The sequence below is a fragment of the Leptolyngbya sp. FACHB-8 genome, assembly GCF_014695575.1.
GTDB lineage: Bacteria > Cyanobacteriota > Cyanobacteriia > Elainellales > Elainellaceae > Vacuolonema.
Window position 1 is genome coordinate 37,814 of sequence record NZ_JACJOO010000075.1, and the last position, 14,330, is coordinate 52,143.

Here is a 14,330-nt window from a genome sequence, read left to right on the forward strand (position 1 = left end):
TTAGGCATCCGGTGGCGTATCAACCGTTGGTTCTGTAGTTTCCGCATCTTCTTTCGTCGACGGCTCCGAAGAGTAGAGCGTATCTACCGCTAAGGCCAGCTCATCTTCAGATATTTCGAGTGGAGATTCTGTCCCTTCAGGTTGAACTGTGCCTTCTTCAGGTTGATCCGACAGAAGAGTGGATGACTCTGAGATAGAAGACTCCGCTACTTCAGTTTGATGTGGGACTTCAGCAGATGTAACAACGGATGTATCTGGGGAGGGAGATTCTCCGTCCGTTGCAGCAAGCGTTGAAGACGGAGTGGGGACGACCACAGACTCGGGCATGGGAAGAATGCGCTTGAGGCGAATTCCAAGCAGGGTGAAGTCTTTACCGATGCGCTCGGTAGGGTAAGGTTCTTGACGGTTAACCTTGGCATCATTCGCCACCATAACCCCCAGAACACTGACCGGAACCTGGGTGAAAAGATTGGCGAAGAAGAAGGCGATCGCCGCTAACCCCAATCCAAACCAGCGCTGCCCATCAAAGGGAGCCACCGAGGCCACCAAGGGGGCCCGCAGGTAAAGCTGCCACAGGACAACCAGTAACCCTACCGCAACTGGAATAGCCAGCAGTTGGTTAAACGAGCCTTTAAACAGCCGCAGTAGTCGACGTTGCCCCTCTGTCATATGAATGGGCGCTACGGATAAAAACAGCAAGCTGAAGATACAGAAGGGCTTTTGCCATTGCATCCACAAAATGGGCACAATACCGACTCCAGCCACCAGCAAAACCTCTAGCCAGACGGGCAGAACTGGATCGCCCACTGCCAGCCCCAACAGACAAATTTCCAGCCATAGGGGCACGGTAGCAAGGCCCGCCAAGTGCAGCCAGAGATAAGGATCAGACCAGAAAGCACGCATAATCGTGAACCGTGAACCGCCAGATTGCTCGAACGTCAGGGGGAAGAGACGCGAAGCTGCCGCTCTCCTACCTTAATGTCGAATCGATCCATTGCAATCCTAATTCAGAGTGGGGGCATTACTTAAAAAATGCCATTTTTTGTGTATACGAATGCATAGCGATGTGCAAGTGCATGAAGTACAGCAACGGTGGCGTGAGGCACGAAGTACTCCACACCACCGTAATTAACTAATGCGCACAGTGCTATAGAAGAAACGGCATTCCACGAGGTGCGGCAACCGCCTCTGTCGTTTCCCCTGGCTTTTCCTTACTATGGTTGATAAACCGAGCCCAGTTCATTCGGTTTCATCCATCGAAACTTTCCCAAGTACCGATTACCGTTCCCTAATCCCGGTTTAATCTATGGCGATCGATCGCTACGGGCGCAGCATCAACTACCTGCGGATTTCTCTGACAGATCGCTGTAATCTGCGCTGTGTCTATTGCATGCCGGAGACGATGACCTTTCGTCCCCGTGCCGAACTGCTTCAGGATGAGGAATTACAGCGGCTTATTCCACTCTTTGCCACGATCCTTGGATTTCGAAAATTCCGGTTGACTGGAGGCGAACCAACTCTGCGAGAAAATATTGTGGGCTTGGTGCGCCATATAGCCGCTGCCCCCGGTGTCGAAGAACTGGCTATGACGACCAATGGCGTGTTGTTATCAAAACTGGCACAGCCCCTCGCCGAGGCAGGATTGCAACGCGTCAACATCAGCATTGATACTCTCGACCCTGACAAGTTTAAAGCGGTGACACGCTGGGGGGACGTCGGCGACGTGTGGAGTGGAATTAAAGCTGCGACAGAAGTAGGACTACACGTCAAACTGAATGCTGTGATTGTACGCGGCTTTAATGACCGAGAAGACGTGATCGAGTTAGCGCGCCTAACTTACGACTTCCCCTGGCAGGTGCGATTCATCGAAATGATGCCCTTTGGAGAAGTGGCAGAATTTCAACAGGCCAACTCCGTCAGTGAAGCCGAATTACTGGCTCGTATCGGTGATACGTTAGATGCGCCGGTACTTCTCAATAACGGTCAACTTGATGGAGAAGCCCGCCTGTACCAGCTACCAGGAGCTGTAGGAAGCTTAGGTTTCATCAGTCCGGTCACACAACCCTTTTGTGCTGGATGCAACCGGGCCCGGTTGACAGCTGACGGGCGCTTACGGCTCTGCCTGCTGCGTGACCATGAACTGGATGTACTCACCCCCCTCCGTCAAGGCATTTCTTCTACAGACTTACAACAACTGATTGAAGATGCCATCTGGCTCAAACCCTGGGGCCATGGTTTAGCAGAAGAAGATGTCCCCCTAAACCGGGTCATGTCGGAAATCGGCGGCTAATACAGCTAAGACCGAAAAGGCTGTATCGCCCGTGTGGGCAGTACAGCCTTTTCGGTCTTAGGTTTGCTGAGCTACTTATCCCTAACAAAAATGCACTAGTACGCTGAGGCGGAAATCCATCACCTATGTTTTGTGTGGGGTGCTTCGCACCCCACACAAAACATAGGTTGTGAACTTAGGCCGCAGCCTACTAGCTCTGGTCTTTTCAAGACGACTCAGCTTCCGAGGGAACGTTGGTTGTAGTCGTTGAAACGAGGGCGATCGCCTCCCCATCTCCCTCCACCTGCGCCTCCGTTGAAGAACGGCCAAACACGATTTCGCTGAGGCGATCGCGCTGATTAATCAAATAGATGCTCACCAGCGTCAACCCTACACCAAACCATTGGGTTAAATTCAGCACCTCACCCAACAACCAATTGCCAAATAGCAAGGCAAAGACGGGGGTGAGAAATGTCAGAGAAACAAGACTGGTAAGGCTACCGGTGGCAGCAAAGTAGAAAAAGAGACCGTAGGCGATCGCACTTCCAAACACGGTTGAATAAGCCATCGCCGTCCACTCTGACAGGCCCAACTGCTGCCATTGGCCCACTTCTCCCCAGGCCGACAGAACAAACAATGGAATGCCGCCCAAAATCATGTGCCAGCCCGTTGCCGCCACCGGATCAGCATGACGGCTCACATAACGCATTAGCACCGTACCCACCGCCATTGATAGAGCTGCCAGCAACATCAGCCACTGACCGTTCTGAAAAATTCGCTCAACCAGATCCACGCCACTACCCAGCGACAACTGCCCATGCAGGAGGCCAGAAAGAACAGCCTCGGGCAGCCCTAAAAGGCTAATGCCAGCAACCCCAAACGCTAATCCTAGCCAGCCCCAAAGGCGCACCTGTTCCCCAAATAAGAAACGTGCCATCAGCGCCACCGCCAGCGGTTGAGAGTCAATCATCACAGACCCCAAACCCGCGCCAGTGCGTACTAATCCTTCGGCTAGAAAGCCCTGAAACAAGGCCCCATCAATCAGGCCGAATAATGAAATCCAGGCCCAGGCTCTCCAACCGGATGGCTGAGGGCGACCCATCCATTGCGTGGCGACAAGGATCAGCAGCCCCGCTGGTACCAATCGAATTCCGGCCATGAAGAGAGGTGTGGTTTGTAGAATTACCCCTTTCATGGCAACCATCGCTGTTCCCCACAGGAAGAAGGGGGCAATCAACAACAAGGATGCAACGGGAATCCGAGACTCGGATAATTTGAGGGCCATAGGGACTGCCAGAAAGTCTTCATCTAATTTTACAGATTATGTAGTTTCTTAACAAAATGGTCTGTATTCTCTCACATCGGCGTCTGAGTACGGTGAGAGCACCACTTTGCCCTCCTTCTACCTCATCCAAGTATTACAGCGCTTTGCGCTTGAATTAGCCATGGTTATTTTTGTGAGAGCCGCACTCCGCGCGACTCTCACAAAAATAACCAGATTTTAAGCGCTTAAAAAGTGCTGTAAGAACTGCTGCATTGAAGGTAACCCCCTCAATTCGCCAGCGCTGAATTGCCACTTACGGAGAATCATTCGGGGTGGATTAGTGCAAACTAGAGATCAGCTTAGTCGCACGAACGATTGTACGGATTCAACATGGTTTGGTTTTTTAAGCGCCCATTTCGTCAACAGATTGCCCGCATTGAAGTGAATGGGGCGATCAATGGTTCCACCCGCACCCGCGTTTTAGAAGCCCTCAAAACCGTAGAAGAGAAGAAATTCCCGGCATTACTCCTGCGGATCGACAGCCCTGGCGGCACCGTAGGCGATTCTCAGGAAATCTACGAGGCGCTCAAACGGCTTCAGGACAAGGTCAAGATTGTTGCGAGCTTTGGTAATCTGTCGGCTTCGGGTGGGGTCTACATTGCCATGGGAGCTCAGCACATCATGGCAAACCCCGGTACGGTCACCGGCAGTATTGGCGTTATTTTACGCGGCAATAACCTGGAGCGGTTGCTGGACAAGGTGGGCGTTTCTTTTAAGGTGGTTAAATCTGGCCCCTACAAAGATATTCTGGCCTTTGATCGAGAATTGACTGAGCCTGAGCAAGGTATTTTGCAGGCGCTCATTGATAGCAGTTACAGCCAGTTTGTCCAGACTGTTGCAGAGGCCCGCAGGCTTCCGGTTGAGGCCGTAAGAGCCTTTGCCGATGGACGTATTTTTACAGGGCAACAAGCCTTGGAACTGGGGGTCGTCGATCGCCTGGGTACCGAAGCTGATGCTCGCCGTTGGGTAGCAGAGCTGGTAGGGTTAGATCCAGAGAAGACACCCTGCTACACCTTGGAAGAGAAGAAAAAGCTGATCAACCGCATTCTGCCATCAAATACCCGCTTCCCTGCTCAATTACAAGCCACAACCCAATGGATGGAATTTGAGCTAGAAACCAATGGATTGCCGCTATGGATGTTTCGTCCTTAGGGTTTGACGGAGAATTCACAGGATCTTTATCAAAGCAAGGTTAAAGGATTCATGGTTTCCGCATTTCAATGGAGAGACAGACCGATCAGAGATCCGTTGAAAGGTTAGTTCTTTGTATGCAGAGCGGGCAAAGCCTAATTTCTTTTAGGGCTTTTCAAAGGACTCCTATTAAGGCTGTTAAAACAAGAGGATGCAGTCAAATTTGAAATGGTTCGAATGTTAAAAAGTTTTGAGTAAGTTTTGAAAACATTGGTATGGAGCTTATGGAGGACATCCACGTGGGTTGGCGAGTGCGGGCAATTCGAGGAGCAACCACTGCGACTGGAAATTCGGTGGAGGCAATTCACTCGGCTGTGATGGAAATGCTAGATGCTATCGAGCATCGAAATCAGTTGGATTTTGATGAAATTGTCAGTGTGACTTTTTCCGTTACCCGAGATCTAGATGCAGCTTTTCCCGCGGCGATCGCCCGCCAACGCCCCCACTGGCAAAACGTTCCCCTGCTCGATGTGCAACAAATGCACGTTGCAGGTAGCCTGGAGCGCTGCATCCGGCTGATGATCCATATCAATGCCCCAGCTCATATCCGCTTCCACCATGCCTACCTGCGCGGTGCCGCCGTTCTGCGACCCGATTTAAGCATGGAACCTGTCATCCCTCAGTTCTAGAATCCCTGTTTCCTTTAAAGAAGAATGCACGGTGCTTAGCACCGTGCATTCTCTTTATCTATCTATTGACTTTAAGAATCCTCAGGATACGTTGGTGTAGGTGCGATCGTTCGTACGCTGATGGGAGCGGGGGCTGCGAGCGCCAACAGCAGCACCAATCATGGAGGCGGCCAGACCCAGCAATGAACCCAGGGCAAAAGACCAACCCACTTTAGCCGAGTTGCCTGCAAGGTTTTGAGCTTCCTGAGTTGTTACATCGGGAGTTTGAACATTCGCGGGGTTAGGAATGTTGCCCGTCTGATTCAGGATTTCTCCAGCATTCGATGCAGCAATACCGAATGCACCGGAAACACCGGAGGAGATCAACCAGGCACTGACGGCCAGGGTAGTTGCCCACAGAATTGCACCATTCAACAGAGCAGTCTTACGGTTCATCGGACCGCAAGCACGGGAGGTAACCCAGCCACCCAGAAATAGAGAAATAAACAAGCTGATGATCGACCAAATACCCACAGCGGAGCCAACTCCACCGGCATTGGCTTGGGGGGCTCCAGAGTTAGCCAGAGTAGTTAGACCGATCGCGGCACCCAGAGCTGTCAGCACGAGTTGAGAGCTGATCGCGGTGACGAGTCCTGCAAAGATAGGACCCCAACGTACCAGATCGTGATACTCGGCAACTGGGACAGCAGCCATCGGTTCTACAACCCGATTGACAGGTTCATTTGTGTAAGCCATGGTCTAGTAGCTCCTGCTAGCTATAGGTGAAATCTAGGCGTGAATTTTCATAAGTCCAAAATAGGCTGTGTTTGCTGTGGATACACCTACCTGCAGGGATAAGCAAAATATCCCCTAGGAGTACATATTTCGGCAATCCGTACCTCTAAGGTGTGGCCTAACAGAAATGTGTTTATTGCATCTATGCGTGGGATCATGTACTGAACAGGTCTGTGCTTCTTAACCCAAGGTGCAAGGCTCACAGCATCGCTTTTCTATCAAAGAACAAACTATTTTTTTACTTTAGCTGAAGTGAATATTTCACACCGATTCTCTTATCAACCTGAGATATCCGCTGGCAAGAAATCCACCAGTACTGTTCTAAATGAGCTGATAGGTTAAGGGCGTTTTTAAGTCAGTAATTCTCATTTTGGAATCCAACCCGAAAATAGCCCGCCGAAGGCGGGCTATTTTCACGTCAGTTCGGGATAAGCCGAACCGCCCATTATTGCGTGCGCGACGCGCACGCAATAATGGGCTTTTTCGAGTGCCGCGCGAAGCGCGGCACTCGAAAAAGCCCTTAACCCGAACTGAGGTTATTTTCGGGCTTCAACGCTGAAGCCCATACTGAGAATTGCTGCTTTTGAGTGCCGTACGTTGCACGGCACTCAAAAACGCCCTTACGTTTAAAACACGACTGAGCTTCTACGAACTATCCCGAAGGGATTGCAAGTTTTGACTCAACTGCAGGAGTCCTTTCCGAGTCCAGGTTTTTACAGTGCCCAGTGGAGCGTCCAGAAATTGAGCAATTTCTGCCTGGCTTAAGCCTTCAAAATAGCTCAGCTCCAAAACTCGCCGCTGCATTTCTGGGAGCATCGCTACAGCACAGCGAACCAGCTCTCCTCGTTCAAGGGTAGAGGCTTGATCAAAGGGTGTAGTGCTCGTGATAGGAGGGCTGACCTCATCGGACCACTGATTTAAGATACGGCGACGGTTGCTGCCCACTCGCAGGCGATCGATGGCGCGCGATCGCGTCACCGTTGACAAATAACTACTCAAACTGCCCCGACTCGCCTGATAGGTATTGCGTTGCCATAAGGTGAGAAAAACCTCCTGGGTCAGGTCTTCTGCTTCTGCTGAGTTACCCAGAATTTTCATCGCAATTCCATACACCAACTTGGAATAGCGATCATAAACAACGCCCAGTGCAGCAGTCTGACCGGCTTGAAGGGCTTGAATCAGCTCTGCATCAGTATCAAGCATGGATATAGATTGAGAACCTATAAATACTTTTGCAATAACAGCTTGAGCTTTTCTTTTGTACTGTCAGGTGCCTTATCCAACGGGGTGATAATGGCATACTTGAGGGCATCATGAGCATCGGATAAAGGCGGATTCTCGCTCAGACGCCGGACTGTTTCACGAATGACCCGTTGGGCGTTAACGGCGTTTTTCTGCAGGTTGCCAATCACCATTTCAACCGTCACACTGTCATGGTCGGGATGCCAGCAATCGTAGTCTGTTACTAGAGCTAGAGTGGCATAGGCAATTTCGGCTTCACGGGCAAGCTTGGCTTCAGGCAAGTTTGTCATGCCAATAATCGTGGCGCCCCAGCTCCGGTATAGATTCGATTCCGCTTTTGTGGAAAATGCTGGGCCTTCCATGCAAACGTAGGTGCCCCCCCGATGCAAAGTAATGTCGGGCAGATTGAGGTCAGCGATCGCCCCCGCCAACACTTCCGCCAATCGATTGCACACTGGGTCACCAAAGGAAATATGAGCAACAAGGCCATCACCAAAAAAGGTGGATACACGGTGTCGGGTGCGATCGATGAACTGATCTGGCACGACCATATCCAGCGGCTTCACTTCCGCTTTTAGAGACCCCACGGCCGAAGCCGAAATTAAATATTTCACCCCCAAACTCTTCATCGCGTAGATATTCGCCCGGAAGGGGAGTTCCGTTGGCATCAGCGTATGCCCGCGCCCATGACGCGCTAGAAATACAACCGGCGTCCCATCCAAGGTGCCCCGAATCAGCGCATCGGAGGGTGGCCCAAAGGGTGTATCCACCCGGATTTCCTCCACATCCTGCAACGCCTCCATTTGGTAGAGGCCGCTGCCGCCGATAATGCCGATCTGAATATCTGTCATAGCTGGGGTTCTGAACGACTCTAGGATTTTATATCAATCACTCAGGGTGTTAAGAGTAATATCAGACCTTGCATAAAAAAACCAAGTAGCGATCGCCCCCTACACTGGGCTAACCTTGGCCCGATAAAGCAACCGATCGCCCTGCACATACCCCATATATCGCACCCTGACTTGATCTCCTGGCTGTGCATTCCCTTCCATCAATTGATGCTGCTGCGGGTCATAGGGAATCTCGGAGCCGACCGGGGCGATCGACTCGATCCCCCACTGGCTCAGCAATTGATCCAGCGGCCGCAGTAGGGGAGCTAAACGACTAGCTGGGATATCCGGTTTTTGCTGGGCTGTATACAAGGCTGTTGGTAGTTGCACCAGCATAGATTCCAGAGTTTGCAGCGTCGCCTGCTGAAATTCAGCCAATAACTGCTCCCGCTGTTGCTCTAGTTTGGCCTGAAGCCGTTGATACTCCTCCTGTAGGGCGGTAGCGTCTGAGTCAGTAGAAGCTGAGTTTTCTACCGCAGTTGATGTTACCAAAGTCGATGAAAAATGGGAGATAAACTCCGTTAAAGACAGGCCTAGAGCTTCACTCATGCGTTGCAAGTTCTCGACGCGCATGGCAGCTATCTGCCCTCGGCGCAACTGCTCCACCTGCCATTTCGACACCTCTGCCTTGCGACAAAGCGCTCGAAAACTGGGGATATTGGCTGCTTCAAGCAGCGATCGCAACCGTTCTGAAAAATCCGGGGAGTTCATACCAGCGTCCTGATGTTGCGCTTCCCAACTTCAAGTAATGTTTTTGTGGGTAGCAGAGACAGCCTGCCACCCACAAAAACATTACATCGTATCCAGAGTTGAGGGACAAAATGCGCAGATTGGTGACGGGATTGATAGTAGCCATGTTCTGGTTGGGGGCGATCGCGGGAACCTGGGCCGCCGAGTTGCCCACAAGCAATTTGCCGGACGCGGCCCCCCTATTTGAGACGCACTGTGCCGGCTGCCATATTAACGGCGGCAACATCATTCGCCGGGGCAAAAATCTGAAACAAAAAACCCTGGAACGCAACGGATATGACACTGCTGAGGCAATCGCCCAACTCGTTACCCACGGCAAAGGCAATATGCCCGCCTATGCTGACCGCATGACGCCAGACGAAATTCAAGCCGTCGCTAACTATGTATTGGAGCAAGCGGCACAAAATTGGAAACCCTAATTTCGAAGTGATGGGTCAGGGTAGCGTCGAAGCATTTGACAGTCAAAACATCACGGAATAGCAGAACCATACCGAACGTTGACGATAGGTTATTCCTGAGAACGTCCCCGACTAAATCGCTCACGGATACGGCCGACAAACTGATCGACCTCCGGCAACTGTAATCGGCTGGCATAAAACGCAAAAGCCAAAAATCCTAGGGCTCCAGCGATCGCCAATTCCCCTAACTGAACGAAGAAGCCGTCCAACCCCATCCAATTTTGCAGAAGTCGGAGGCTACCGTAGGCGATCGCTCCAGTCATCACGCTCCCAACGGTCAGATTCAGCGTAATCATACTCCACTGACGCAGAGGCAACCCATTCAGGCGGCGATCGAGAATCCACAGCATCGTCACTAGGGCAATGAAATTGACCCCTACCGTTGCCAATACCAAACCCACTGCACCTAAAGGTTTGACCAGCAGGAAATCCAAAAAGGCATTCAAAAAAATATTAACGACGCTGATGCGAAAAGGAGTATCCCCATCTTCCAGAGCATAAAAGACGCGGACCAATACATCTCGGCCTAGATAGAAGAACATGCCCAAGGCATAAGCCACCAGCACTGAAGCCGTCAGATACGAATCTTTTTCTGTAAATGCGTAGCGTTCATAAACCACCCGCGACAGCGGCACCGCCAGAGCGACCATCAGAGCGCTGATTGGCAGCATCGTGATAGCCGTCATTAACAACCCCTGCCGGATGCGCAGCTTCAGATCAGGCCAATTTTCTGGCGCCGCCAGACGAGAAAAAACAGGAAGCAAGGGCACCAGGATAACGTTAGACAGGATACCCAGCGGCGTCTGAATCAACAGACCCGCGTAGCCCATAGCCGATACCGCCGCCGCCGCACTGGGGATGAACGATGCAAAAAACAAGTCCGTCCAGACGTTGATCTGCATCATGCCTGAGGAGAATGTGGCAGGCCCCATGATTTTGATCACTTCCTGCACTTCCGGCTGACGGAAGTTAAAGCGGGGGCGCAACGTTCCTAACCCCGATCTCCATTGCACAGGCAGCTGCACCAACCACTGCATTACAGCTCCAGCCACAATCGACCAGGCCAGTACCGCACCGCCAAACATGATGTTTTCTGAGCCGGAAATACCGGATCCTAGATACCAGGCCAACCATCCCAACCCCAACAACACCGAAAGACTAGAAAAAATTGGGCTAATGGAGGGCAACCAATACTGATCTGAGGCATTCAGCGTACCAAAGCCAATGCCAATCAATCCTGCCAGCACCGCCAACGGCGACATGATGCGGAATTGCAAAATAGCCACTTCCCGAGTCTGTTGCAAGGTTGCATACACCTCAGGTGCTTCTCCCAACGCCTGAAATTGCTCTGGGGTAATAAACAGACCAGGCGCGACTAATCGCATCAATGGCTCTGCAAAGACAATCATGCCGACCATGACCAACAGGAGAATGCCGACTACCAGGGTGGTAATGGTTTCCACAATGGCCGCGATTTCCTCGCGCCTCCGCTTGGCCAGAACACTGACAATGGCACTGTGGAAAGGGCCATTTATCCCCCCCAGCAAAATCAGTAGAAAGCCGGGAATCACATAGGCAAAGTTGAAGGCTCCGAAAATCGGTCCGACTCCAAAAGCGGCAGCGATCGCCTGCTGCCGAAACAGCCCAAACAGTTTACTTATCAGGGTGGCCGCCGCAACAATACCAGCAATCCTGGTTAAAGAGCGGGCTGGGCGCTTGACATCAGACACAGAATTTCAGGTTCCTTTAGGGTGACTTCACCCATTTAAGCCTGAAATGGGTAAGAAGTTTTGCGGGTTCTATTTCAAACCTATCCATGGGCAGGGTAGAAGGGATACTGAACGACTCTTCCGGCGCACCCAACAAGCGGATGAGAATACTAGTACGCTGAGGCGGAAATCCATCACCTATGTTTTTGTGTAGGGTGCTTCGCACCCTACACAAAAACATAGGTTGCGAACTTAGGCCGCAGCCTACTAGGGTAAGTTTCAAAGCTTATTGAAAGGGTTGTTTTTTCGTGCGCTAAGCGTGCGAAAAAAACAACCCTTAAAACAGCCCCTGGCTTTTCATGAGGGGGACAGCTAAAGAATCTCCGCGCGCAGCTTAGCTAAGGGCAGGCTCAGAAACTTCCGCGCACCCGAAACATAGGCTCGCTTCGTGAACACGTCGTAGCGGTTCTTCTCGATAGCATCGAGGATTTGGCGATAGAGCATCAGCGCTGACCACACGGGGAAGCGAGCATCGCGGCTGAGCTGACGAATGCCACTCTCAGAATCCGCAAAAAACTGACGAGCCCGACGAATCTGAAATTTCATCAACTCTCGCCAACGGTCGTCGATGACGCCGTTCATCAGATCTTCCTCGGTGTAATTAAACCGAGCCAGGTCTTCCAGCGGTAGATAGATTCGACCACGGCGCGCATCTTCACCCACATCTCGCAGGATATTGGTGAGCTGATTGGCAATGCCGAGGGCGATCGCCTGCGGTATCGGATTAGGTACCCCTTTATCCCCATCCCATGGGGCTGTGCGGCCATCCGTATCGACTCCCATCACCGCTGCCGACATCAGGCCGACCGTCCCGGCTACCCGGTAACAGTACAGCTCCAGTTCTTCAAAGGTCTCGTAGCGGTTACGGTAGAGATCCATCCGCTGCCCCGCAATCATGTCACGGAAGGGTTGGATGTCGATAGGAAAGTGCTCCAGGGTATCAACCAGGGCAACATCTACATCGGAGATCGGATGACCCGCAAAAATAGACTCCAGGTTCGCCTCCCAGTCATCCAGGGTGGCGTCAGTCGTAAATTGAGCCCGGGCACCATCTACCAATTCATCAGTGTGGCGACACCAGACGTAAATTGCCCAGATCGCGCGTCGCTTCTCCGGGGGCATCAATAACGTCCCCAGGTAGAAGGTTTTAGCGTACTCTTGGGTAATTTGACGACAAGATTCGTAGGCTTCTGCGACCGAAGCCTGCGGCGTCTTGCAGGTGGGTTTTGGAAGTTGCAGCATCACATCGCAGGGCTTGGAATACAGATAAACCTATCAGCAATTGGCAACCGAACGGGAGTAAACCGCCACGATTCAGCCTGAAAAAGAGAATAAATCGCCATTATCAGGAAGAAGCGGGCTGAAGAACCTTTGCCGGAGCATCGGCAGACTCGGTAACCACGGGCGGTTGACAAATAGCCTGCGCTGCAAGCTTACCAGAAAGCACGGCACCTTCCATACTGCCGAGGTAGCGTTGCATGGTGTAACTACCCGCCAAGAAGAAATTAGAGATGGGCGTAGCTTGGCTGGGACGGCACTTCTGACTGCCTGGACGCGCCGTATAAACCGAGCGCGGCGTTTTTACAATCTTGTACTTAAGCAGCTTTGCCGGGTTCTCACCCTCAAAATCATCTGGAAAAATCTTTTTCAACTCCTCCAGGGTGGCAGCCAGGATATCCTCTTCAGATCGGTCAATCCAATCTTTTGCAGGAGCCAATACAAGTTCCAGCATGGACTTATCGGGGTCTGAATACTCGCGGCAGGTATTGCTCATGTCAGCGTAGACACTGAGCAGGGGCGATCGCGAGAACAGTAGCTGATCTACCTCCGTCAGCTTCCGATCCATCCAGAGGTGAATGTTAATAACGGGTACACCTTCCAACTCCGTCATCTTCTGGAAGAATTCAATCTTCTGCCAGGGTTCAGGCATCAATGCCTTCATCACGTCCACTGACATGGCCGAGACGTAGGCATCCGCTGTAATAACTTCATCGGGAGCCCCATCTAGGCCACGAATCGCGAAACCTCCAACCGTTCCGTCATCGTTCAATAACACCTGTTTCAAAGGCTTCTTGAGGTGAACTTCCCCACCTCGTTCGGTCACATAATCCACGATGGGCTGGCAGAGCCGCTCCGTGGGCGAACCATCTAAAAAGGCAACCTTGGAACCATAGCGCTCCTGTAGGAAGCGGTTCAGAGCCGTTAGAGGGACAGTAGCGGAAACATCTTCAGGGTTAATGAAGGTCAATGCTTTAGAAGCCGCAATGAAAATATCGCTGTTCACCCGCTCATCAACCCCTTGCAGCCGCAACCATTCCAGCAAGGAGTATTGATCCATGTTCTCAACGTACTGCTGACCCCGCACGATCGCAGGCAGAAGGCCAATCGCAAAGCGTACTTTTTGCTCCCAGGTCAGCATGTCGTTATTGCGCAGAATAGAGGCAATAACGTTAAGGGGAGCCGGAATATCGGGTACGTCGAAGCGCGAAAGGACGCCAGGCTTTTCCGGCTGGTTGAAGATCAGGGTGTGTTCTTTCCATTGCAGGCGGTCTTCAATTCCCAGCTCCTTGAAGAGTTGGAGCATGTTGGGGTAAGCGCCAAAGAAGACATGCAGCCCGGTTTCATACCAGTCTCCATCTTCATCTTTCCAGGCCGCCACCAGACCACCCAGGACATCACGGCTTTCCAGGACGATGGGGGTATGTCCGGCATCAACGAGATACTTGGCACAGGCCAGACCGGCTAACCCGCCCCCAGCGATCGCTACTCGCATGAATGATTCCTTCCCTTGGTTGGTGTTTGGATGTGCTCTAAGATTATACGCCTTTCCTTTACATTCCTTAAAAAATACTGAAGGAATGGAGTGCATCCCATTTTTGTAAGTGAGGCGGGCGAAGCCCGTCTCACTTACAAAAATGGGGTTCCCAAATCTACAAAAGTGGGATGCACCCAAGGAATGCTTGTTTACGGGTTATCGCCATCTTATTGCGATGTCGCGTTAGCTAGGACATCGCCCATGTTGATTTTTCGTGTG

13 protein-coding genes are annotated in these 14,330 nt (G+C 51.7%); 4 read left to right on the plus strand and 9 right to left on the minus strand.

Features of this window, described 5'->3' with window-relative positions; genetic code table 11:
* Complete coding sequence (locus tag H6F91_RS20815) at positions 1–903, minus strand: low-complexity tail membrane protein (protein WP_190772558.1); 903 nt, start codon at positions 901–903, stop codon at positions 1–3.
* 403 nt (positions 904–1,306) lie between these two features.
* Here H6F91_RS20815 and moaA point away from each other — a divergent pair, with 403 nt between their 5' ends.
* Complete coding sequence (gene moaA / locus H6F91_RS20820) at positions 1,307–2,290, plus strand: GTP 3',8-cyclase MoaA (protein WP_190772557.1); 984 nt, start codon at positions 1,307–1,309, stop codon at positions 2,288–2,290.
* 205 nt (positions 2,291–2,495) lie between these two features.
* On the opposite strand, the gene H6F91_RS20825 is transcribed toward moaA, so the two are convergent.
* Positions 2,496–3,554, minus strand: coding sequence for an EamA family transporter (locus H6F91_RS20825; RefSeq protein ID WP_190772556.1), 1,059 nt, complete (start codon positions 3,552–3,554; stop codon positions 2,496–2,498).
* A 369-nt stretch (positions 3,555–3,923) separates the two neighbouring features.
* On the opposite strand from H6F91_RS20825, the gene sppA reads away from it, so the two are divergent.
* Positions 3,924–4,745 carry a signal peptide peptidase SppA gene (gene sppA, locus H6F91_RS20830; protein WP_190772555.1) on the plus strand — a complete coding sequence of 274 codons (822 nt, stop codon included), beginning with the start codon at positions 3,924–3,926 and terminating at the stop codon, positions 4,743–4,745.
* Between the two features lie 263 nt (positions 4,746–5,008).
* Entirely contained in the window at positions 5,009–5,413 is a 405-nt protein-coding gene (gene aroH / locus H6F91_RS20835; protein ID WP_190772554.1) for a chorismate mutase, read from the plus strand.
* Between the two features lie 81 nt (positions 5,414–5,494).
* Here the strand turns inward: aroH and H6F91_RS20840 are convergent, their stop codons facing one another.
* The 4 genes from H6F91_RS20840 to grpE form a co-directional block, all read right to left on the minus strand.
* A complete protein-coding gene (locus H6F91_RS20840; RefSeq protein ID WP_190772553.1) occupies positions 5,495–6,148 on the minus strand; it encodes a hypothetical protein in 654 nt (217 codons plus the stop codon).
* 684 nt (positions 6,149–6,832) lie between these two features.
* Entirely contained in the window at positions 6,833–7,390 is a 558-nt protein-coding gene (locus H6F91_RS20845; RefSeq protein ID WP_190769817.1) for a sigma-70 family RNA polymerase sigma factor, read from the minus strand.
* Positions 7,391–7,407: 17 nt separating this feature from the next.
* The gene (locus H6F91_RS20850; protein ID WP_190769816.1) at positions 7,408–8,280 is read right to left on the minus strand and encodes an S-methyl-5'-thioadenosine phosphorylase; all 873 of its coding nucleotides are present in this window, start codon (positions 8,278–8,280) and stop codon (positions 7,408–7,410) included.
* Between the two features lie 99 nt (positions 8,281–8,379).
* Complete coding sequence (gene grpE / locus H6F91_RS20855; protein WP_190769815.1) at positions 8,380–9,030, minus strand: nucleotide exchange factor GrpE; 651 nt, start codon at positions 9,028–9,030, stop codon at positions 8,380–8,382.
* A 110-nt stretch (positions 9,031–9,140) separates the two neighbouring features.
* Here grpE and H6F91_RS20860 point away from each other — a divergent pair, with 110 nt between their 5' ends.
* Positions 9,141–9,488: a c-type cytochrome gene (locus H6F91_RS20860; protein ID WP_190769814.1), complete on the plus strand. Its 348-nt coding sequence runs from the start codon at positions 9,141–9,143 to the stop codon at positions 9,486–9,488.
* A gap of 89 nt (positions 9,489–9,577) precedes the next feature.
* Here H6F91_RS20860 and murJ read toward each other — a convergent pair whose 3' ends face one another.
* The 3 genes from murJ to pds all read right to left on the minus strand — a co-directional run bounded on the left by murJ (position 9,578) and on the right by pds (position 14,069).
* Positions 9,578–11,257: a murein biosynthesis integral membrane protein MurJ gene (gene murJ / locus H6F91_RS20865; protein ID WP_190769813.1), complete on the minus strand. Its 1,680-nt coding sequence runs from the start codon at positions 11,255–11,257 to the stop codon at positions 9,578–9,580.
* A 351-nt stretch (positions 11,258–11,608) separates the two neighbouring features.
* A complete protein-coding gene (gene crtB / locus H6F91_RS20870; RefSeq protein ID WP_190770318.1) occupies positions 11,609–12,538 on the minus strand; it encodes a 15-cis-phytoene synthase CrtB in 930 nt (309 codons plus the stop codon).
* Positions 12,539–12,641: 103 nt separating this feature from the next.
* Positions 12,642–14,069 (minus strand): 15-cis-phytoene desaturase, encoded by a 1,428-nt coding sequence (gene pds, locus H6F91_RS20875; protein WP_190770317.1) that lies wholly within the window; start codon positions 14,067–14,069, stop codon positions 12,642–12,644.
* Positions 14,070–14,330: the final 261 nt, after the last annotated feature.